Source organism: Aeromicrobium sp. SP1 (assembly GCF_055663785.1).
Genome location: NZ_JBQVVK010000001.1, coordinates 1,704,258 through 1,724,137 on the forward strand (window position 1 = coordinate 1,704,258; position 19,880 = coordinate 1,724,137).

Annotated in this window: 24 protein-coding genes; 15 read left to right on the forward strand and 9 right to left on the reverse strand. The window is 70.7% G+C overall.

The genetic code is table 11. The features are described from left to right. Nucleotides 1-33: 33 nt before the first annotated feature. On the reverse strand, nt 34-1,632 hold the full coding sequence (locus ACT26F_RS08335; RefSeq protein WP_471670051.1) for an alpha/beta hydrolase: 1,599 nt from the start codon (nt 1,630-1,632) through the stop codon (nt 34-36). 130 nt (nt 1,633-1,762) lie between these two features. Between ACT26F_RS08335 and ACT26F_RS08340 the strand changes: the two genes are divergently transcribed. Together ACT26F_RS08340 and ACT26F_RS08345 are read left to right on the forward strand one after the other, a co-directional pair. Further along, entirely contained in the window at nt 1,763-2,134 is a 372-nt protein-coding gene (locus tag ACT26F_RS08340; RefSeq protein WP_471670053.1) for a thioesterase family protein, read from the forward strand. A 27-nt stretch (nt 2,135-2,161) separates the two neighbouring features. After that, nucleotides 2,162-2,236, forward strand: a complete 75-nt coding sequence (locus tag ACT26F_RS08345) for a 50S ribosomal protein bL37 (RefSeq protein ID WP_369797015.1) — start codon at nt 2,162-2,164, stop codon at nt 2,234-2,236. Between the two features lie 110 nt (nt 2,237-2,346). Here the strand turns inward: ACT26F_RS08345 and ACT26F_RS08350 are convergent, their stop codons facing one another. From ACT26F_RS08350 to ACT26F_RS08370, 5 genes are all read right to left on the reverse strand, one after another. Next, on the reverse strand, nt 2,347-2,814 hold the full coding sequence (locus ACT26F_RS08350) for a GNAT family N-acetyltransferase (RefSeq protein WP_471670054.1): 468 nt from the start codon (nt 2,812-2,814) through the stop codon (nt 2,347-2,349). Nucleotides 2,815-2,925: 111 nt separating this feature from the next. Continuing rightward, nucleotides 2,926-3,192, reverse strand: a complete 267-nt coding sequence (rsrA, locus tag ACT26F_RS08355; protein WP_471670055.1) for a mycothiol system anti-sigma-R factor — start codon at nt 3,190-3,192, stop codon at nt 2,926-2,928. After that, complete coding sequence (locus ACT26F_RS08360) at nt 3,189-3,878, reverse strand: sigma-70 family RNA polymerase sigma factor (RefSeq protein WP_471670056.1); 690 nt, start codon at nt 3,876-3,878, stop codon at nt 3,189-3,191. Before ACT26F_RS08360 ends, rsrA begins: the two co-directional genes overlap by 4 nt. 42 nt (nt 3,879-3,920) lie before the next feature. Continuing rightward, on the reverse strand, nt 3,921-4,628 hold the full coding sequence (locus ACT26F_RS08365) for an SOS response-associated peptidase (protein WP_471670057.1): 708 nt from the start codon (nt 4,626-4,628) through the stop codon (nt 3,921-3,923). Nucleotides 4,629-4,697: 69 nt separating this feature from the next. Next, nucleotides 4,698-5,345 (reverse strand): nucleotidyl cyclase domain-containing protein, encoded by a 648-nt coding sequence (locus ACT26F_RS08370; RefSeq protein ID WP_471670058.1) that lies wholly within the window; start codon nt 5,343-5,345, stop codon nt 4,698-4,700. Between the two features lie 231 nt (nt 5,346-5,576). Here ACT26F_RS08370 and ACT26F_RS08375 point away from each other — a divergent pair, with 231 nt between their 5' ends. The 9 genes from ACT26F_RS08375 to cls all read left to right on the forward strand — a co-directional run bounded on the left by ACT26F_RS08375 (nt 5,577) and on the right by cls (nt 14,297). After that, nucleotides 5,577-7,493: a sigma-70 family RNA polymerase sigma factor gene (locus ACT26F_RS08375; protein WP_471670059.1), complete on the forward strand. Its 1,917-nt coding sequence runs from the start codon at nt 5,577-5,579 to the stop codon at nt 7,491-7,493. A 46-nt stretch (nt 7,494-7,539) separates the two neighbouring features. Continuing rightward, on the forward strand, nt 7,540-8,025 hold the full coding sequence (locus ACT26F_RS08380) for a DoxX family protein (protein WP_471670060.1): 486 nt from the start codon (nt 7,540-7,542) through the stop codon (nt 8,023-8,025). 2 nt (nt 8,026-8,027) lie between these two features. Beyond that, nucleotides 8,028-9,284 carry a 3-phosphoshikimate 1-carboxyvinyltransferase gene (aroA, locus tag ACT26F_RS08385; RefSeq protein WP_471671673.1) on the forward strand — a complete coding sequence of 419 codons (1,257 nt, stop codon included), beginning with the start codon at nt 8,028-8,030 and terminating at the stop codon, nt 9,282-9,284. Continuing rightward, nucleotides 9,281-10,264 (forward strand): ribosome small subunit-dependent GTPase A, encoded by a 984-nt coding sequence (rsgA, locus tag ACT26F_RS08390; protein ID WP_471670061.1) that lies wholly within the window; start codon nt 9,281-9,283, stop codon nt 10,262-10,264. Before aroA ends, rsgA begins: the two co-directional genes overlap by 4 nt. Nucleotides 10,265-10,298: 34 nt before the next feature. After that, complete coding sequence (locus ACT26F_RS08395) at nt 10,299-11,189, forward strand: inositol monophosphatase family protein (protein WP_471670062.1); 891 nt, start codon at nt 10,299-10,301, stop codon at nt 11,187-11,189. Nucleotides 11,190-11,260: 71 nt separating this feature from the next. Further along, entirely contained in the window at nt 11,261-11,689 is a 429-nt protein-coding gene (locus ACT26F_RS08400) for a CBS domain-containing protein (protein ID WP_471670063.1), read from the forward strand. A gap of 113 nt (nt 11,690-11,802) precedes the next feature. After that, nucleotides 11,803-12,399: a PadR family transcriptional regulator gene (locus tag ACT26F_RS08405; protein WP_471670064.1), complete on the forward strand. Its 597-nt coding sequence runs from the start codon at nt 11,803-11,805 to the stop codon at nt 12,397-12,399. Beyond that, a complete protein-coding gene (arfB, locus tag ACT26F_RS08410; protein WP_471670065.1) occupies nt 12,389-12,793 on the forward strand; it encodes an alternative ribosome rescue aminoacyl-tRNA hydrolase ArfB in 405 nt (134 codons plus the stop codon). The genes ACT26F_RS08405 and arfB overlap by 11 nt, the downstream gene beginning before the upstream one ends. Nucleotides 12,794-12,809: 16 nt before the next feature. Next, nucleotides 12,810-14,297 (forward strand): cardiolipin synthase, encoded by a 1,488-nt coding sequence (gene cls, locus ACT26F_RS08415; protein WP_471670066.1) that lies wholly within the window; start codon nt 12,810-12,812, stop codon nt 14,295-14,297. Between the two features lie 28 nt (nt 14,298-14,325). Here cls and ACT26F_RS08420 read toward each other — a convergent pair whose 3' ends face one another. From ACT26F_RS08420 to ACT26F_RS08430, 3 genes are all read right to left on the reverse strand, one after another. Beyond that, entirely contained in the window at nt 14,326-14,775 is a 450-nt protein-coding gene (locus ACT26F_RS08420) for a CAP domain-containing protein (protein WP_471670067.1), read from the reverse strand. An 88-nt stretch (nt 14,776-14,863) separates the two neighbouring features. Further along, on the reverse strand, nt 14,864-17,740 hold the full coding sequence (locus ACT26F_RS08425; RefSeq protein ID WP_471670068.1) for an aminotransferase: 2,877 nt from the start codon (nt 17,738-17,740) through the stop codon (nt 14,864-14,866). Beyond that, nucleotides 17,733-18,050: a hypothetical protein gene (locus ACT26F_RS08430; RefSeq protein ID WP_471670069.1), complete on the reverse strand. Its 318-nt coding sequence runs from the start codon at nt 18,048-18,050 to the stop codon at nt 17,733-17,735. The genes ACT26F_RS08425 and ACT26F_RS08430 overlap by 8 nt, the downstream gene beginning before the upstream one ends. Nucleotides 18,051-18,144: 94 nt before the next feature. Between ACT26F_RS08430 and ACT26F_RS08435 the strand changes: the two genes are divergently transcribed. Genes ACT26F_RS08435 through ACT26F_RS08450 form a run of 4 tightly spaced genes read left to right on the forward strand, consistent with a single transcriptional unit; the run spans nt 18,145 to nt 19,878 of the window. After that, nucleotides 18,145-18,312, forward strand: coding sequence for a hypothetical protein (locus tag ACT26F_RS08435; protein WP_471670070.1), 168 nt, complete (start codon nt 18,145-18,147; stop codon nt 18,310-18,312). A gap of 39 nt (nt 18,313-18,351) precedes the next feature. Then, complete coding sequence (locus tag ACT26F_RS08440) at nt 18,352-18,984, forward strand: cytidine/deoxycytidylate deaminase family protein (protein WP_471670071.1); 633 nt, start codon at nt 18,352-18,354, stop codon at nt 18,982-18,984. Nucleotides 18,985-19,039: 55 nt separating this feature from the next. Next, nucleotides 19,040-19,384: an ArsR/SmtB family transcription factor gene (locus tag ACT26F_RS08445; protein ID WP_471670072.1), complete on the forward strand. Its 345-nt coding sequence runs from the start codon at nt 19,040-19,042 to the stop codon at nt 19,382-19,384. Then, nucleotides 19,381-19,878 (forward strand): SRPBCC domain-containing protein, encoded by a 498-nt coding sequence (locus ACT26F_RS08450; RefSeq protein ID WP_471670073.1) that lies wholly within the window; start codon nt 19,381-19,383, stop codon nt 19,876-19,878. Before ACT26F_RS08445 ends, ACT26F_RS08450 begins: the two co-directional genes overlap by 4 nt. The last annotated feature ends 2 nt before the right edge of the window (nt 19,879-19,880 follow it).

The following is a 19,880-nucleotide window of genomic DNA, read 5'->3' on the forward strand; positions in this document are numbered from 1 at the left end:
TTCACCCCTCGAACGTCACCGCCAGCGCTCAGGTCACCGCACCGCGACGGCCAGTTGCAGGTCCTTGCGGGTGAGGTCGGGGGCGGCGGAGCGGCCCTGCTTTCGGGCGGCGGCGGCCTCCGGCTCCGGTTGCGGCAGCGGCTCGCAGATCGCGTCGGCGCGGTTGCCCGGCACCCGCTTCGGCTTCGCGCCGGTCAGCAGGTAGTCGGCGATCTGGTCGTCGACGCAGGCGTTCCCACTGAACGAGCCTGAGTGCGTGGTGCCCCCGGGCTCGGCGATCAGGCTGGCGTTCGGGAAGAGCTTGCGCACCGCGAGACTGCCCGGGTACGGCGTCGCCGCGTCGAGCGTCTCGTTGATCATGAGCAGGCTGGCGGTCTTGCGGCCGTCGACCTTGACCGGACGGTCCGACGAGGCGGGCCACGTCACGCACGGGTAGTTGTACCAAGCGTTGTTCCACGTGATGAACGGCGCCTTGGCGTAGATGCGCCAGTTGTCGACCGCCCACCGGTGCCAGCTCGTGGGCCACGACGTGTCCGTGCACTGCACGCCGAGGTAGACCGCGTACCCGTTGTCGTCGCCGTAGCCGGTGGCATCCAGGAACGCCCCCTCGAGCGCGGCGACGTCGCCGTCGTTGACGTACGCGCTGAACACGCTTCCGAGATCGGTCCACGTGCTCTGGTAGTAGCCGGCGTAGACGAACGAGTCGTTCCACTCACTGCCGCCGAGCCGACCGCCCTCGCCCTGCGCCGGAGCGCGGTAGAGCGACTCCTGCGTGGCGTAGAAGAGCGTGCGCACCTTCCGCTGCGTGTCACCCAGGTGGTACGTGTCGTCATGACGGGCCAGCCAGTCGAACCAGATGTTCATGTTGCGGTCGAACGCCGAGTCCTGCGCCAGGTTCGCCTGGTACCAGACCGAACCCGGGTCGACCGTGCCGTCGAAGACCATGCGGCGCACCTTGCTCGGGAACAGCGTCGCGTAGACCTGCCCGAGGTAGGTCCCGTACGAGAAGCCCAGGTAGTTGATCTTCGGCGCGGCCAGCGCCTTGCGGATCGACTCCATGTCCAGGGCACTGTCACGGGTCGTGAGGTGCTCCAGGATCGGCCCGTTGTTCGCCGCGCAGTCGGCGCTGTAGCCGGCGGTGCGCTTCTTCCAGGCCTTCTCGACCGACCGGCTGGTCGGCACGTACCGCGGCCGGTCGTATCCGGCGTACAGCGGATCGCACGACACGGCGGGTTCGCTCTCGCCGACGCCACGCGGATCGAAGCCGATCCAGTCGTAGGCCAGTCCGGCGTCCTTCGGGACGAACTCGCCGAACACGGAGTAGATGAGTCCCGAGCCACCCGGGCCGCCGGGGTTGACCAGCATGACGCCCTGGTAGTCGGCGTCGGCGACCTTGTGCTTGATGCGCGAGACCGCGAGCGAGATCTGTGCGCCCTTCGGTCTCGCGTAGTCCAGGGGCACCTCGAGGCTGCCGCACTCGGCGCCGCGGCGGGCCAGTGCCGGGCTGTCGCACGTCCCCCACGTGATCGTCCCGGTCGGCACGTTCGGCACCTTCGGAGCAGAGCGGGAGGAGTTCGCCTCGGCGGTGGACGGTACCAAAAGGGCGCCGGCCAGGGCCCCCATCGCGGTCATCAGGACGACTCTGCGCATCGTTCTCCCCGTTGCTCGACCCCCGAGCGGGCGGTCACCCGCACTCGTCCGACCGTGGCACGGGCCCTGCTCGCGCGCAAGCGCACACCGCGCGGGACCTAGGGTGGCCCTCATGAGCGAGACGAAGGTCATCCATGTCGTCGGGGCCGAGCACACGGCGCGAACGGTCGGCAGCGGCGACCTCGACGTGCTCGGCACACCCGTCGTGCTGGCATGGCTCGAGGAGGCGACGTGCGCGGCGCTCGAGCTCGACGCCGCCCAGACGAGCGTCGGCACCCGGGTCGAGATCCAGCACCTGGTCGCCAGCGCGGTCGGCGCGACCATCACGACCTCGGCGTCGATCACGCAGCGCGACGGGCGCCTCGTGGTGTTCGACGTCGCCGCGCACGACCAGCAGGGCACCCTCGTCGCCGCGGGAACAGTGCGTCGCGTGGTGGTCGACCGGGAGCGATTCCTCGCTCGATTGCCGCGTGTGGAAGAATAGTGAGTCGAGACTTTCAAGGAGGAGACCATGGGCAAGACCGGTCGCAAGCGTCGCGCGCGTCGTAAGAAGGGCGCCAACCACGGCAAGCGCCCCAACGCGTGAACCGTCACTGACACGACGAAACCCCATCCGATGGATGGGGTTTCGTACGTTTTCGGGCCCTGCGCCGCCCCAGGAGTGCGAACACCACCGCGGGTGGTCGAGAAGGCTACTCAGATGCTTTCGAGGTCAACGACCAGAACGTCTTCGTCACCGTCGGTTGTCTCGCCGGTCGGCGAGAAGCCGAGCGCCTCGTAGAAGGCGCGTGGGGACCCGGTGCCCCGTCGCGCACCAACCTTGAGACGCACGGCACCCGGGCGACCGCGCACGTACTCCGCGACGGAGCGGACGGCGGCACGCCCGTAGCCGCGCCCCTGGAAGCGCCGGTCGACCATCAGCCGCCAAAGCATGTAACCGGGCTCCTCGGTCGTGTCGTGCAGCATCACGAAGCCCACGAGTCCGACGCCCGGCACCTCGATGGCGCGGCACCACGCCTGCGGGTACACCCCGGCTTCTGCCAGGGAGACTGCAGTCGAGGCGACGAAGCGCTCCTGCTCCGCGCTCACCGACAGGTCGCAGACCGCACGCACGTTCTCCGCTGTGATGGGAACGAGTCGCAGGAAGGGCGGCGTCGTCGGCACCTGGCACACGATATGCGAAGAGAAGGCGGGTGCAACCGCCGCCCGACCATCGGCACGAGAGTGCGGTGGAGCCTCATGGCCCGAGCCGGTCCCGAACTGGGACACGCCCAGTCAGTACTGGGTCTCGGTGCGGATCTCGACGTGCACCGAGCGGATCCGGAACAGCACCTTCTCGCGCAGCGGCGCGGGTGCGACCTCGTGGCACGAGCGGCCGACGATCCGCTTGACGACCTCCTCGAGCTGGAACTCGTCCATGCAGTCCACGCAGCTGTCCAGGTGGGCCTGGATCTGCTCGCAGCTGGCCGAGTCGATCTCGTGGTCGATGAACTCGTACAGCCGCTGGATGGCCTTCTCGCAGTCCGGTCCGTCGCAGCTCATCGGTCCTCACCTCCCGCCGGCACGCGCAGTCCGCGCTCGTGCGCGTAGTCGGTGAGCAGGTCGCGCAGCTGGCGACGTCCCCGGTGCAGACGCGACATCACGGTGCCGATCGGCGTCTGCATGATCTCGGCGATCTCCTTGTACGGGAATCCCTCCACGTCGGCGAGGTACACCGCGTAGCGGAAGTCCTCGGGCAACTGCTGGAGCGCGTCCTTCACGTCGGAGTCGGGGAGCCGCTCGAGCGCCTCCATCTCGGCCGACTTCAGGCCGGACGAGGTGTGCGCGGCCGCGGCGGCGATCTGCCAGTCCTCGATCTCGTCGGTGACCTGCTGCGGCTGGCGCTGCTTCTTGCGGTAGCCGTTGATGTAGGTGTTGGTCAGGATCCGGTACAGCCACGCCTTGAGGTTCGTGCCGGGCCGGAACTGGTGAAAGGCGCTGAAGGCCTTCGCGTAGGTCTCCTGGACGAGGTCCTCGGCGTCCTGGGGGTTGCGTGTCATCCGCAGGGCGGCCGAGTACAGCTGATCGAGGAAGGGCAGGGCATCTGCCTCGAATCGCGCCTGGCGCTGTGCGGGGGTCTCGGTAGACAGGTCCACGACGCTGTCGTCCGTCGACGGGTCCACGACGTTCTTGTCGTCAGTCATCGTCGCCCAGCCTACTGTGGCCGGGCGGGTCGGGCATGCGAGCATTCGGCGTCCTCCTCACGAGGTGAAACGGCGACCGCTCGGCGGCTATTCCCCCTCGGCCGGGATCGGCTCGACCAGCTCGGGGCCGTTGTTGCGCACGTTGTTGACCGAAGTCGACACGGGCCACGCTCGCAGCACGCCCGGAGTCGCCGGTGTGAGGTGCTCCACCGCCTCGGCCCACGGCTCCGCGGCCAGCCAACGCTCGGACAGGTCGGTCGGCACGATGAGCGGCGCGCGATCGTGGATCCGGCCGTCGTCACCCTCGGCGGACGTCGTCAGGATCGTGTAGGTCAGCAGCCACTCGCCCTCGGCGTCCTTCCAGAACTCGTAGAGGCCGGCGAGGCCGAGGCCCTCGGGCGCGCTCATGTAGAACGGCTGCTTCGGCGGACGCTTCCCGCCGTCGGTCGCCTCGGGCTGGTACCACTCGTAGTACCCGTCGGCGGGGACGATCGCGCGCCGCTTCGCGAAGGCGGTGCGGAAGGCCGGCTTCTCGGTGAGCGTCTCGCTGCGCGCGTTGATCATCCGGTTGCCGATCGACGGGTCCTTCGCCCAGGAGGGCACGAGTCCCCACTTCGCGGTGACCAGCTCGCGGCGGAATCCCTCCTCGCGCGGACGGCCCACGATGATCGGGGCGGGCTTGGTCGGCGCCACGTTGAAGTCCGCACCCGTGTCGGCGAAGAGGTCGCCGACGTCGGCAGCGAAGTCGTCGACGAGCGTCGAGGGGGTCCGGGAGGTCGCATACCGGCCGCACATGCGGCCATCGTAGGTCCGCCCCACCCGGAGGGTTCCGCCACACCCGAGATGGTGTCGGAACCCCCCGGGTCAGCCTGTGAGTGCGTCCAGCACCCAGGTCACGTCCTGCGCCACCGGAGGCAGCATCTCCATCCACACCCGAGGTGGCGGAGACTCGAACGTCCGGCGCAGCATGACGGTGACCAGGTTCAGGGTCGGCTGGTCGAGGCGGTCGCGATCGGCCAGCACGCAGAATCGACGCGAGCTCAGCTGGGCGATGACCTCGTCGCCGGGGAACACGGTGCGCAGCGCGTGACTCACGTCCACCGCGTGCAGCGCCTGCTCCAACGCATGACCGGACTGCCGGGGCAGCTCGACCACGACGAGGGCATGACGATCCGAGACCGTCGTGTCGTCCCGCACCGCTGCGCGGTACAGCCCGTCGAGGGCGTGCCGCAGGTGCGGCAGGGTCGACAACTGGGTCAGCGGGTCCTCGCACGACGTCTCCAGCTGCAGCATCCGGAACGTCTCGGCCCATGCCACGGCGACACCTCGCACCATCGCGAACGACGGTTCGAGGCCGTCGAAGGCCCGCGCCACGCGGTCAAGGACCTCGTGGAGCGGGACTCCGAGGGACGCTGCACTCGCTCCCACCTCGTGTGCAACCTCCACCGCGTCCACCCGGCCGGCACGGACGGCATCGTCCAGCTCGAGATAACTCATGCCGTAGGGATCCATCGCGTGCCTCCTTTCAGAGATGACCGGGTCAGTCGCCGTGTACATGAAGGAGACGACGACGGTCCTCGTTCATGACGCGGGTCGTCGGAGGAAATAAATGGACCGCGGTGACTAGTCATTTCGAGCCACGTGAACGACAGACACGTGCACCGCGGGCACCTAGACTGGACACGAGGGGCTCCCGTGGCCTCATCGTTGATCTGCTCTCGACCCCGGCCGGAAGGAGGAGCAGTGACCGTAGACACCCACTCCTCCGACTTCCGTGTGGGCGACGAGCGCAGCGACGCCGACCTCATCGCCGCCGTCCGCGAAGGCGACTCGGCCGCGTACGGCGAGCTCTACGAGCGCCACCACGTCGCCGCCGAGCGGCTGGCGCGCCAGCTCATGCGCGGGCCCGACGCCGACGACCTCGTCGCCGAGGGCTTCACCAAGGTCCTCGTGACGATCCAGAACGGCGGCGGACCCGAGGAGTCGTTCCGGGCGTACCTGCTGACCGCGGTGCGTCGCCTGCACGTCGACCGCATCCGCGCCGTCACCCGCGAGCGTCCCACCGACGACCAGTACGAGCTGGACGGCCACGTCGACTTCGTCGACACCGCGGAGCTCGGCTTCGAGCGCACCACGACCGCCGAGGCGTTCCAGTCGCTGCCCGAGCGGTGGCAGATGGTGCTGTGGCACCTCGACGTCGAGGGCCAGAAGCCGGCCGAGATCGCCCCGCTGCTCGGGATGAGCGCGAACAGCGTCTCGGCCCTGGCGTACCGCGCCCGCGAGGGCCTGCGCCAGGCGTATCTGCAGAAGCACCTCGTGCCGGCGACGACGCCGGAGTGCCAGTTCACGATCGGCAACCTCGGGGCGTTCGTCCGCGGTGGTCTCTCGCGCCGGGACTCCGCCAAGGTCCAGCACCACCTCGACGGCTGCCGCGCGTGCATGGGTCTCTACGTCGAGCTGCAGGAGTTCAACTCCGGCCTCGCCGGCATCCTCGCTCCGGCGATCCTGGGCACGGCGGCCTCGGGCTACCTGCACGGTGCCGGCGCGGGCGGCGCCCTGGCCGGTGCCGGCGGGCTCGCGCGCGCCAACGGCGGCGGCGGCTCGGGCGGCGCTGCGGGATCGGCCGCGGGTGGATCCACGTCCGGACTCGTCGGCGCACTGGGCACCATGGGACCGGCCGGCATCGCCGCGGGCGCTGCGGCGAGCGTCGTGGTGATCGCGGGCACGGCGGCCCTCATCACGGTCGAGCGCGAGATTCCCCCCATCGAGAACACGACGCGGTCGGCGACGCCCGTCCAGCGCACGGCGCCGGGGACGAAGACCGACGAGCAGGAACAGCAGACGCCGTGGCCGAGCCAGCTGATCACGCCGCTGCTGAACGACCTCGACCAGTCCGAGGACGACACCGAGGACGACGCGGACGACGACGTCCCGGTCACGACGGAGCCGTCGCCGACGACGCCGACGACCCCGCCACCCACCACGCCGACGACTCCCGCGCCGACCGAGCCGACGCCGACGATGCCGACCGAGCCGACGCCGACCGACCCGACGCCCACCGACCCGACGCCCACGGACCCGACGCCGACCGACCCGACGCCGACCGACCCGACGCCGACCGACCCGACGCCGACCGACCCGACGCCGACCGACCCGACGCCCACGGACCCGACGCCGACCGACCCGACGCCGACCGACCCGACGCCGACCGACCCGACGCCGACCGACCCGACGCCCACGGACCCGACGCCCACGGACCCGACGCCGACCGACCCGACGCCGACCGACCCGACGCCCACGGACCCGACGCCGACCGACCCCGCGGATCCGGCGGACACGTCGGTCACCGCGACGGCCAGCTCGGCCTTCGGCAGCGTGAACTTCTCGTTCAAGCCGGGCGAGGACGCGAAGCCTGGCCAGCAGGTCAAGATCGACGTCAAGTTCACGGGCGGCCTGGCCGAGAACATCGAGTGGATCATCTCGGGCAGCGCCGGCTGGAGCTGCCAGTGGACGCCGCTGAGCACGACGGCGACCTGCACGGCCACCGTCGGCAGCAACGGCAAGGTCGCCGACCTGCGGCTCGTCGTCTTCAGCTTCCGACCGGCCGGGACGTTCACCGTCACGAGCGGCGGCGAAACGACCACCGGATCCTTCCGCTGAGCGCCCACGCCCAGCCCACGGCGCTGCGCTGCGGCATGATGAGGACATGACCCTCCTGCGTGCCGTCGCCCGTCCGATGCTCTCGACGATGTTCATTGCCGGCGGCGTGATGGCACTGCGCAAGCCCGAGGCGCTCGCGGCGAAGGCACAGCCCGTCGCGGACGCCCTGCGCAAGGTGGCTCCCCAGCTCGACGTCTCGGCGTCGAACCTCGTCCGCGCCAACGCGCTCGTCCACGTGACCGCCGGAGCGTTCCTCGCGACCGGACGGATTCCCCGCACGTCGGCCCTCGTGCTCGCGGCGACCATGCCGGCCACGACGGTCACGGGACACCCGTTCTGGAACGAGACCGACCCGGTCGCCCGACGCAACCAGTTCCTGCACTTCACCAAGAACGTGTCGATGACCGGCGGACTGCTGCTGTCGACCCTCGACCCCGACCCGAAGAAGCCGTGGGTCGGTCGGCGCGCGCGCAGGTCCGCCGTGGCCGCGAAGGACACGCTCGTCGAGCAGATCGAAGAGCTGCGGGGGTGACGATGCACTGGCGGGCACCCCACCCGACCGAAGCCGTCCACGGCGACGTCCTGTTGCCGGGTTCGAAGTCGCAGACCAATCGCGCGCTCGTGCTGGCGGCGATCTCGGACGCACCGTCGCGGATCGCGCTGCCCCTCGTCGCCCGCGACACCGATCTCATGGCCGGGGCCCTCGGCGCCCTCGGCGCCACGATCGATCGCGAGGAGGACGCGTGGACCGTCCACCCCAGCACCGCCGCGACGGATGCCGCGATCGACTGCGGGCTCGCCGGCACGGTCATGAGGTTCGTCCCGCCGGTCGCGGCGCTCGGGCGGGGTGAGGCGCGCTTCGACGGCGACCGCCGTGCCCGCGAGCGACCCATGGGCACCACGATCAGCAGCCTGCGCGGCCTCGGGGTGCGCGTCGACGACGACGGTCGCGAGAGCCTGCCGTTCACCGTCCACGGCGAGGGCGGCGTGCGCGGCGGACGACTGACCGTCGACGCCTCCGCCTCGAGCCAGTTCGTCTCCGCCCTGCTGCTCGTCGCTCCCCGGTTCACCGAGGGGCTCGACCTGCACCACGAGGGCGCCTCACTGCCGTCCCTGCCGCACGTCGCGATGACGGTCACCGAGTTGCGTCGCCGCGGTGTCGTGGTCGAGGCCGATGCGGCCCGCTGGCAGGTCCAGGCCGGTCCGGTCAAGGCCCTCGACGTCACGATCGAGCCCGATCTGTCCAATGCGGGCGCGTTCGTGGCCGCGGCCCTCGCGACGGCCGGCGAGGTGCGCGTCCGGAACTGGCCGCAGGACACCGACCAGGCCGGCGACGCGTGGCGGGCACTCGCGGTCGCGTTCGGCGGCGAGGTCACGCGCGAGGGGACCGACCTCGTGTTCCGCGGACCGCACGAGCTGCTGCCCGTCGACCTCGACCTGCACGACGTCGGCGAGCTGACCCCCGTCGTGGCAGCCCTCGCGGCCCTGGCGACCGGTCCCAGCACGCTGGCCGGGATCGGCCACCTGCGCGGCCACGAGACCGACCGGCTGCGCGCCCTCGCGACCGAGATCAACGGCCTCGGCGGCGCGGTCGAGGAGCGCCCCGACGGGCTCGTGGTGTCCCCCGCCCCCCTGCACGGAGGAACGTTCCGGACCTACGAGGACCACCGCATGGCGCACGCCGCCGCCGTGCTCGGTCTGCGGGTGGCCGACGTCCTCGTCGAGAACATCGCCACCACCGCGAAGACCTACCCGGGCTTCGCCGACGACTGGACCCGGCTGGTCTCGTGAGGGACGACGACGAGTACGCGCAGTACGAGCGCCCGCGACGACGCACCCGGCCGCGCACGAAGGATCGGCCGGACTACTCCGACGCGCTCGTCGCGACGGTCACGACCGTCGACCGAGGCCGCTACACGCTGGCCACCGACGACGGCGCGGTCGTCATGGCGATGAAGTCCCGCCCGTTGGGCCGCCAGGGCGTCGTCGTCGGCGACGAGGTTCGCGTGGTCGGCGACGTCTCCGGCGCGCAGGGCAGTCTCGCCCGCGTCGTGGAGGTCCTCGAGCGCCGCACGGTCCTGCGCCGCACGGCGGACGACGACGACCCGATCGAGCGCGTCGTCGTCGCGAACGCCGACCAGCTCGTCATCGTCACGGCCCTCGCCGATCCGCCACCGCGGCTCGGCCTGGTCGACCGCTGTCTCGTGGCCGCGTACGACGCGGGGATGGAGCCGGCCGTGTGCCTGACGAAGGCCGACCTGGCACCGGCCGACGAGATCCTGGCGCAGCTCGTGCCGCTCGACGTCCGGGTCGTCACGACGCAGCGCGACGCCGATCTCGGGCCGATCCGCGATCTGCTGCGGGACCGGACCAGCGTGCTGATCGGGCACAGCGGCGTGGGCAAGTCCACTCTCGTCAACGCCCTCGTCCCCCACGCGGACCGCGCCACGAGCCACGTCAACGAGGTCACGGGGCGCGGCCGGCACACCTCGACGTCGGCCCAGATCCTCGACCTGCCGTTCGGCGGCCGCATCGTCGACACCCCCGGCTTCCGCTCGTTCGGGCTCGCCCACGTCGACGTCGACCGGATCATCGACGCCTTTCCGGACCTCGCCGAGGCGTCGCGCGACTGCCCGCGCGGCTGCACGCACCTCGTGGAGGAGCCGGAGTGCGCGCTCGACGAGGCGGTCGCCGACGGACACATCGACCCGGTGCGGGTCACCTCGTTCCGACGGATCCTGGCCAGTCGCTCCCTCGCCGACGAGTACTGACCGCCGACGGGTGCCCAGACCGTAGGCTGACCCCATGGCCAACCCGTACCTCGACGACCTGAGACTGGCGCACGTGCTGGCCGACTCCGCCGACAACCTCAGCATGGACCGCTTCGGCGCGATCGACCTCGAAGTGTCCACGAAGCCGGACATGACGTACGTGACCGAGTCCGACAAGGCCGTCGAGGAGGCGATCCGCCGCACCCTGAAGTCCGCCCGCACGCGAGACATCGTGCTGGGCGAGGAGGAGGGCGAGACCGAGGGCACCGCCGAGAACGCCGACCGGCGCTGGATCATCGACCCGATCGACGGCACGTCCAACTTCGTGCGCGGCGTGCCGGTCTGGGCGACGCTGATCGCCCTGGAGGAGGCGGGCGAGATCGTGGTCGGCTGCGTCTCGGCCCCCGCGCTCGGCCGCCGGTGGTGGGCGATGAAGGACGACGGCGCCCACACGGGCAAGTCGTTCCGCCAGACCCGGCCGATCCACGTGTCGGCGGTCCGTGAGCTGACGGCCGCGTCGGTGTCCTACTCCTCGGCTCCCGGCTGGGACGAGATCGGCCGCCGCGGCGAGTTCGACGCCCTCTTGCGCCAGTGCTGGCGCACGCGCGCCTACGGCGACTTCTGGTCGTACATGCTCGTCGCCGAGGGCGCCGTCGACATCGCCGCCGAGCCGGAGCTCAAGGTGTGGGACATGGCCGCGCTCGACGTCATCGTCCGCGAGGCCGGCGGCCAGTTCACGAGCCTGGCCGGCGAGGACGGACCCTGGGGTGGCAACGCGATCGCCACGAACGGCCGGCTGCACGACGCCGCGATGGCCTACCTGGGTCATTTCCCCGACCGCGACGACGAGTCCGGATGGGCCGAGGAGTCCGCCGACGAGCCGATCGACAACGTGCGACACCTGCGGTTCACCCGCGACGACTGAAGGGCGAGATCGCCCCCTGCGGACGACGTGTGAACGGGGTTAGACTCCCCACACAGGCGAGGAGGACACCAATGCGCGTTCGCGACGTACTCACGGCCAAGGGCAGTTCGACCGTGTTCACCATCTCACCCGACGCCACCGTCGATGAGTTGCTGGACCTTCTGGCCGAGCACAACATCGGCGCCCTGCTGGTCAGCTCCGACGGACGATCGATGGCCGGGATCGTGTCCGAGCGCGACATCGTGCGCAAGTTGCGCGCCGTCGACGATCCGCGGCACGCGACCGTGTCGCAGATCATGACGACCGACGTGCAGGTGTGCACCCCCGACGACTCGTTCGGCGCCCTCATGGGGTCGATGACCGAGCACCGGGTCCGCCACATCCCCGTGCTGGAGAACGACGAGATCGTCGGCATCCTCAGCATCGGCGACGCCGTGAAGTTCCGGATGGACCAGCTGGAGTTCGAGCGCGACCAGCTGAACAACTACGTCTCCGGCTGACGGGCCACATCACTCAGACCCTTGGGCTGAATTGACGTCGATAGGTAATCGATATATCGTTAACCTATCAACGTCACATCGACGTGATCCCGAAACACAGAAAGGGGACGGAGATGCAGAGCTCTCATCCCAAGAACGCCGGACAGCACCGGCACCCCCACCGCGCGCGTCGCGCCGGTGGACCCCGTGACTTCGACTGGGACCTCGGTCCCGGCCGGATGGGTCGCCCCGGACCGCGTGGTCCGCGTCGTGGCGGCCGCAAGGGTGGCGACGTGCGCGCCGCCGCTCTCCTGCTGCTGGACGAGGCACCGGCCCACGGCTACCACCTGATCCAGCAGATCGCCGATCGCAGCGACGGCGCGTGGACCCCGAGCCCCGGCTCGATCTACCCCGTGCTGCAGCAGCTCGAGGACGAGGCACTCGTCGAGTTCGAGCGGGTCGACGGTCGCAAGACCGCCAGCCTGACCCCGACCGGCAAGGCCTACGTCGAGGAGAACCGCGAGGCCCTCGGCGAGCCGTGGAGCGCCGACGAGCTGCGTCACGGCATGCCCGCGGAGTACGCCGCCTTCGGCACGGCGCTGAAGTCCTTCGTCGCCGCCTCCCGCCAGGTCATGCAGGTCGGCACGCCGGCCCAGCAGGCCCAGGCTGCCGAGATCGTCGGAGAGGCCCGTCGCAAGCTGTACGGACTGCTCGCCGAAGATGACGCCTGACGATCGCGTCCGGTTGCCCGAGTCGGAGTTGAGCTGGCGCTTCAGCCGCTCCTCCGGCCCGGGCGGCCAGCACGTCAACACCACCGAGACCCGAGTCGAGGTCCTCTGGGCACCGGCCGACAGCAGCACGCTGACGGACGCCCAGAAGGCCCGAGCCCTCGCGCGCCTGCGCCACCGGCTCGTCGACGGCCGGGTCTCGGTGGTCTCGTCGCGTCACCGGTCCCAGCTGCGCAACCGCGAGGACGCGCTGCAGCGCCTCGAGGAACTCGTCACCGAGGCGATCCGGCCGCCGCGCCACCGGCGTGCCACACGGCCGACGAAGGGCTCGGTCGAACGGCGCCTCGATGCGAAGAAGCGACGCGGCATGCTCAAGCGCGACCGCAGGGACTGGTGACCGATAGCCTGCGGCCATGATCGACTGGTCCACCGTCCTGTCCGTCGCCGTGGTCGTGGCGACCATCGCGATCAACGTCGCCGCGATCGGACTGATCCCCGAGGGGAAGCGGCCGCAGACGGGCATGGCCTGGGTGATCCTGATCCTGTTCCTGCCGTTCCTGGGCATCCTGCTCTACTTCTTCCTCGGCACCCCGAACATCGGTCGCAAGCGACAGAGCAGCCTCGACGTGGTCAACGCCAGCATCCTCGAGCGCGTCCGCGAGGCCGAGGAGAACGGCGAGATCAGGTCACCGGACCTCTCGGGCGCCCCGGACTACGTGCCCGGCCTCGTGGAGCTCAACCGCGAGCTCGCGCTCATGCCGCTGACCGGCGGGAACCACGTCGAGCTCCTGCCGGACTACCAGGAGTCGATCGACCTCATGGTCGCCGAGATCGAGAAGGCGACCGAGTACGTCCACGTCGAGTTCTACATCATGGCGCTCGACGACCTGACCATCCCGTTCTTCGACGCCCTCGACCGGGCGACGGCCCGCGGTGTGACCGTCCGGCTGCTGTTCGACCACCTCGGCACGCGCGGGATCCCCGGCTACGACCAGCTGCTGAAGCGCCTGGACGCGTCGGACATCGAATGGCACATGATGATGCCGCTGCTGCCGCTCAAGGGCCGGTTCCGTCGTCCCGACCTGCGCAACCACCGCAAGCTGCTGGTGATCGACGACCGGGTCGGGTTCACCGGCTCGCTCAACCTGACCCACCCGTCGTACAACAAGCCGAAGAACCTCAAGGTCGGTCGCGAGTGGGTGGAGCTGTGGATGCGACTGGAGGGACCGATCGTCACGACGATCGACGGGCTCTTCGTGGCGGACTGGGCCGTCGAGACGAACGAGCGGACGCCGCGACCGGCCCTGCACGCCACCGATGACGAGCCGCGCGACGACCGCGACGTCGTGGGTGTCGACGCCCAGCTCGTGCCCAGCGGTCCCGGCTACAAGGCGGAGAACAACCTGCGGCTGTTCACCTCGCTCATCTACCAGGCCCGCGAGCGGATCTACCTGACCAGTCCGTACTTCGTGCCGGACGAGACGCTGCTGTACGCCATCACGACGGCGGCCCGCCGGGGCGTGGAGGTGCACCTGTTCGTGAGCGAGCAGGCCGACCAGTTCATGGTCGGCCACGCCCAGGCCTCGTACTACCGCGACCTGCTCGCCTCGGGCGTGCGCATCTGGCTGTACCCGAAGCCGTACGTCCTGCACGCGAAGCACTTCACGATCGACGACGACGTCGCCGTGGTCGGGACGAGCAACATGGACATGCGCTCGTTCGCGCTGAACTACGAGATGAGCGTCATGTTCGTGAACCGCGAGGTCACCCGCGGTGTCGCCGAGGTCGCTCGGCGCTACATGGAGCTCTCGCGCGAGCTGACGGCCGAGGAGTGGAGCCGGCGCCCCCTGGGCACCCGGTTCGTCGACAACGCGATGCGGTTGACCGCCACCTTGCAGTGAGTCGCCGCACGTACGGCGCGCGTGACGCTCAGGCCGGACGGCCGAAGACCTGCGCCGTGTAGGTGTGGCCGTCCTCGTCCCTGGCCACGCCGATCCCGAGCCGCGTGTACTTCCTGCTGAGCATGTTGCGGCGGTGGCCGGGCGAGTTCATCCAGGCGCGGATGTTGGCGCTGGGGCTGCGGAATCCGTGGGCCACGTTCTCCGCGACGGCGCGCGCGTGACACGCCGCGAGGACGACCGAGAGGTCCTGGTGGAACATCCGCTGCTGGTCGGCCATCCGGTTCGCCTGGCGCTGGGCGTAGCGATCCAGGCACGATCCGAACGTGAGCTTCTTGCGGTCGTGCTCGACCCGCTTGACGTTCGTGAGCTTGCGCAGCTTGGCGTCGAACGTCGCGTTCGACATGGCGGCGGCCGGCGGCGCGGACGGCACCAGCACGAGTGCGAGGGCGCACACGACGGCGATGGCGATACGGCGCACGTTTTCCTCCCGATGAGCGACGACCCGCTCAGCGTAGGCCCGGTGGGGCGGGTGTGGCGAGCATCGAGCGGAGTTGCTCATGCGACTCTCACCAACCGGTCGTGAGCACGCGATCGAGCGCAGCGACGAAGAAGTCGGCGGCCGCCACGTCGAGACACATCGGAGGCTTGATCTTCAGCACGTTCTGGTGGTCGCCCGTGGGCTGGACGACGACGCCCAGCTCGAGCATCCGGTCGCAGATGCGCGTGGTCTCGACGGTCGCCGGCTCGAGCGTCGCGCGATCGCGCACGAACTCGACCCCCAGGTACAGCCCCGAGCCGTGGACGGCGCCGATCAGCTCGTGCCGCGCCATGAGTCCGGTCAGGCCGGCCCGGAGGTGGTCGCCCGTGTCGCGGGCGTTCCCGGGCAGGTCCTCGGCCAGCAGCACGTCCAGCACCGTCGAGCCGACGACGGCCGACACGGGACTGCCGCCGGTCGACGAGAAGAAGTAGCCCTCGTCGGCATACCGCGCAGCGACCTCGGCCGACGTGACGACCGCGGCGACGGGATGGCCGTTGCCGAGCGCCTTGGCGACCGTGACGACGTCGGGCACGACGCCCTGCTGCTCGAAGCCCCAGAACCAGTGTCCGAGCCGGCCGAGTCCGACCTGGATCTCGTCCGCGATCGCCATGCCGCCGGCGGCACGCACCGCGGCGTAGACCTCTCGCAAGTAGCCGTCGGGCAGCGGCACTCCCCCGGCGTTGCCGTAGAACGCCTCGGCGATGAACGCGGCCGGCGGGGTCCCGGCCGCGACGAGACCCTCGATCATGGCGACCGCCTCCGCGGCGTACCGGCCGGCCTCGTCACCTCGGTGTCGGCCGCGGTACGAGTTCGGCGAGTCGACGGTGTGCACCCACGCCGGGCGGGTCTCGAGGGCCCGCGGGTTGTCGGCGATCGACGTCGACACGGCATCGGACAGGTGGGTCCACCCGTGGTAGGCCTCGCGCACCGCGACGAGGTCGGGGCGACCGGTCGCGATCGTCGCGAGTCGCAGCGCGAGGTCGACCGCCTCCGAGCCGGAGTTGACGAGGTAGACGGTGTCCAGCGGGGCGGGAAGCAGAGCGGTGAGCCGCTCGGCGAACTCGACGATCGCCGCGTAGTGGAAGCGCGAGTTGGTGTTCAACCGTCGCCACTGGGCGGCGACCGCGTCGGCGACCTCGGGGCGTCCGTGGCCGAGCATCGTGACGTTGTTGACGATGTCCAGGTACGACCGGCCGGCCGTCGAGAGCAGGTGGTGACGCCAGCCGCGCTCGATCCGCGGCGGCACGGCGTAGTAGTGCTCCTGCGTGCCGGCCAGCACGCGGTCACGCCGGGTGAGCAGGTCGTCCTCCGGCTCCTCGCGGGCCGCCGGACGGAGCAACGGAGTCGGGTCCGGGAGCACGGCGAGCCACCCGGGGGCCAGTGAGGCCGGCACGGCGGCGGGCACGTCGTCGACCTCCGGGGTCGTGACCCAGAGCTCGGCCGTCCCCTCCACGCGGCCCAGCACCTCACCGCGGCCGAGGGATCCGGCTGCCGTCGCCTCGACCGCGCCGGCGAGGTGGAGCACCACGTCCTCCGCGCGCAGTTCGAGTCCGGCCGGTCCGTCGACCAGCTGGCCGTCCCACGGGGCGACGAGGTCGACCGGTGCCCGCGAGCGGAGCACGACGCGCACCGCGACGGATGCCGGCTCATGCATCGACAGGGGCGGGATCCGGGTCGCGTCGACCCGACCGAAGGGCACGACGACGAGATCGGGGGTGTCGCCGGCGGCACGGGACGCCGGCTCCAGCCAGGCACCGCCGTCCATGCGCGCCGAGGTCACGGAGTGGTCCACGACCTCGACGGAGGTCCCACCGGGCACGACGCTGCCGTGCAGGACCGGCACGGCGGCGACGGTGCGTCCGAGGTGGTGACGCAACAGCGCGGTCATGACGGGCGCCGGCACGGCCGTGGCCGCGGCCAAGATACGTTCCTCGCGGACGAGCCCCTCCACGGCGTACGCATGCGACGGGTCGAGCGCCACCTGGTGGTGCCCGCTGGCGACGAGGGCGCCGGCCCGCAGCACGACGAGCGGCCACAGCGCCTCGACCTCCTCGTCCGACAGTCCTGCCCGGCGATCGAACGCGACCACGGCGGGGACGACCGATGCGGCGGTCGCGCCGTCGTGGTGCAGGACGGACGAGATCGCGACGGCGAGCTCGGCCACCCGCCACGAGCGCATGACGTCGCCGAAGTCGATCACGCCGTCGGGCATACCGTCGGCGTCCACCACGACGTTGTCGTCGGTGAGGTCGCCGTGGATCGCCTGGACCGGCAGCCGGTCCGCGAGTGGCGCGATCGCTTCCGCCATGTCGGAGACGTGGCGCGCGAGCGTGCCGCGACGGTCCGCCGGCACGTGCTCGGCCAGCAGGTCGACGACCCGGCGCGCATGCCACAGGTTCCACTGCAGGACCGCGTCGAGCTGGGGATCGTCGAAGCCGGCGAGCGCCGTGACGACGTCCGCGGCGACCTCACCGAGTCGCGCGACCACCGCCGGACGCAGGTGACGGTCGCCCGTGAGCGTGCCGCCGCCGAGGTGATCGATCAGACGGGTGACATGGGGACGGCCACCGATCGCGTCGAGCCCGATCCCGTCGCCGACTCGACGCTGGCGGCGCGGGGTGCGCAGGCCGGTCGCCGCCGCCACGCGATCGGCCGCCTCGTCCTGCATGCGCACGGCGGCCTCGCCGAACGCCGGATTCGTCACCTTGAGGACGGCCACCGGGTCGCCGTCGGGCCCGAGGACGAGCGCGTTCGCGTCCTGCTGGCTGCCCAGCGCCCGGGTCGAGGCGTCCGGGACACCCAGTGCCCGGGCGATCCGGACCGCGTCGCCATCGCTGAGCGACGGTGCGGGCAGCTCGCCGCCGGCGAAGAAGTCGAAGACCTCGGTCGGACCTCCGTCAGGCACCGCTGAACCCGTTGACGAGCAGGAAGAACACGAGGATCGCCGCGCCCGCGGCGACCAGGCCCATGACCGCGCCCGTGCCGATGCGCCGACCGACCGGGACGCCGTCCCTCGCCATCTTCGGCGTGAGCGTCCACAGCAACACGCCCAGAACGACCATGACCAGCAGGAACACGGGCAGGATCAGGTTCTCGCTCGTCTCGTCGAGCACCGCCGCGGTCGTCGGGAACAGCGCGAGCGCGAGCAGGACGAGGATCACGGCCACGACGATGCGGTGATACCCACGTCGCTCGGCAGGGGTCTGTTGCTCCATGTCCAGAAACTACCGCTCGGCGAGCCGACGGCGGGAGCACACGAGCCGTCCGTGGGGCAGGATCGGGAGCAGGACCACGTGAGGAGGTACTGCGATGGACAGCCCCGACGGACCCCTGCCGGATGACGATCGCGATCTCGAACCGGCCGCCGAACCGGCCGATGCGGTCGAGCAGCAGCGCGAGGTGTGGGAGAACGAGGACGACCGGATCCTGCCGGACCCCGACCGCACCGTGACGTTCGACGACGACGAGACCACGTAGCGTCACGCCCGCGAAATCTCGCACGACTACGGTGCCGGCATGCCTGCGCACCACGACTCCCCCACGGTCCGGCGACTCCTCGACGTGATCGAGGACGACGTCGTCCCGCTCACGGCGGCGGGGGTCGCGCGCGGCTGCAAGGTCTTCGGCGCGGCGATCCTGCGCAAGGACGATCTCGCGCTCGTCGTCGCCGAGACGAACAACGAGATCGATAACCCGCTCTGGCACGGCGAGATGCACGCGATCAAGCGGTTCCACGAGCTGCCACGCGAGCACCGCCCGGACCCCGGCGACTGCCTGTTCCTGACCACCCACGAGCCGTGCTCGCTGTGCCTCTCGGGGATCACGTGGGCCGGCTTCGACAACTTCACGTACCTGTTCAGCCATCGCGACTCGGCCGAGTCGTTCGCGATCCCGTACGACATCGCGATCCTGCGGGCGGTGTACGCCGTGCCCGATCCCGATCGGGACGAGGTCCCACCCGGCCGCGACCTCTACAACCGGACGAACCCCTACTTCGACAGCACCGACCTGCAGGCGTGCATCGCGACCCTCGCCGAGCCCGACCGGACCGCCCTGTCCGCGCGCGTGGGCCGGCTCGCCGGGGTCTACGCCGGCCTGTCCGACGCGTACCAGTCCGACAAGGGCGCCGCCGGCATCCCGCTCGCCTAGACCTTGTCGCCCCGGCCTCTTGACACGCGGCGCCATCGCGCCAATAGTTAGGTACATGGCTAAGTATGCGGATCCGCTCGACCGGGTGTTCCACGCACTCGGCGACGGCACCCGCCGCGCCATGGTCGAGCGGCTCGCCCACGGACCCGCGTCCGTGAGCGAACTGGCCGAGCCCTTCGCGATGGCCCTGCCGACGGTCCTGCAGCACCTCGCGGTGCTCGAGGAGGCCGGCATCGTCTCGTCGCACAAGCTCGGCCGGGTCCGCACGGTCCAGGTCGTCCCCGACGCCTTTGTCGGGGCGAACGCCTGGCTCGTCGCCCACCGGCTCCCCCAGGAGCGACGGCTCGACCGCCTCGGCCAGTTCCTCACCCGACCCACCGACCAGGAGAACCCCTCATGACCACTCGCACCGCAACCCACGCCACGTTCGTCCTCGAGCGCCACTACGACTCGCCCCTCAAGGACGTCTGGTCGGCCTTCGCCGATCCCGAGGTCAAGGCCCGCTGGTTCGCCGGGCCCGAGGGCGTGACGGACCCCGAGATCTCCGAGGACTTCACCGTCGGCGGCATCGCGATCAACGACGCGACGTTCCCCGACGGCTCCCGCAGCCGCTTCCGCGCCACCTACACCGACATCGTCGAGCTCGAGCGCATCGTCTACGTCTACGACATGTGGCGCGACGACGCCCATGCGTCGACCTCGCTCGCGACCTTCGAGTTCGCGGCCGAGGGTGACGGCACGCGACTGACGTGCACCGAGCAGGGCGTCCACCTCGACGGCGTCCACGGCCCGGGTCCCGAGGCGGCCGCGGGCCGCGAGCACGGCACCGGCTTCCTGCTCGACGCGATCGCCGGCGCGATCGGCGGCGTCGTCACCGCCCCGCCCTGCGGCTGAGC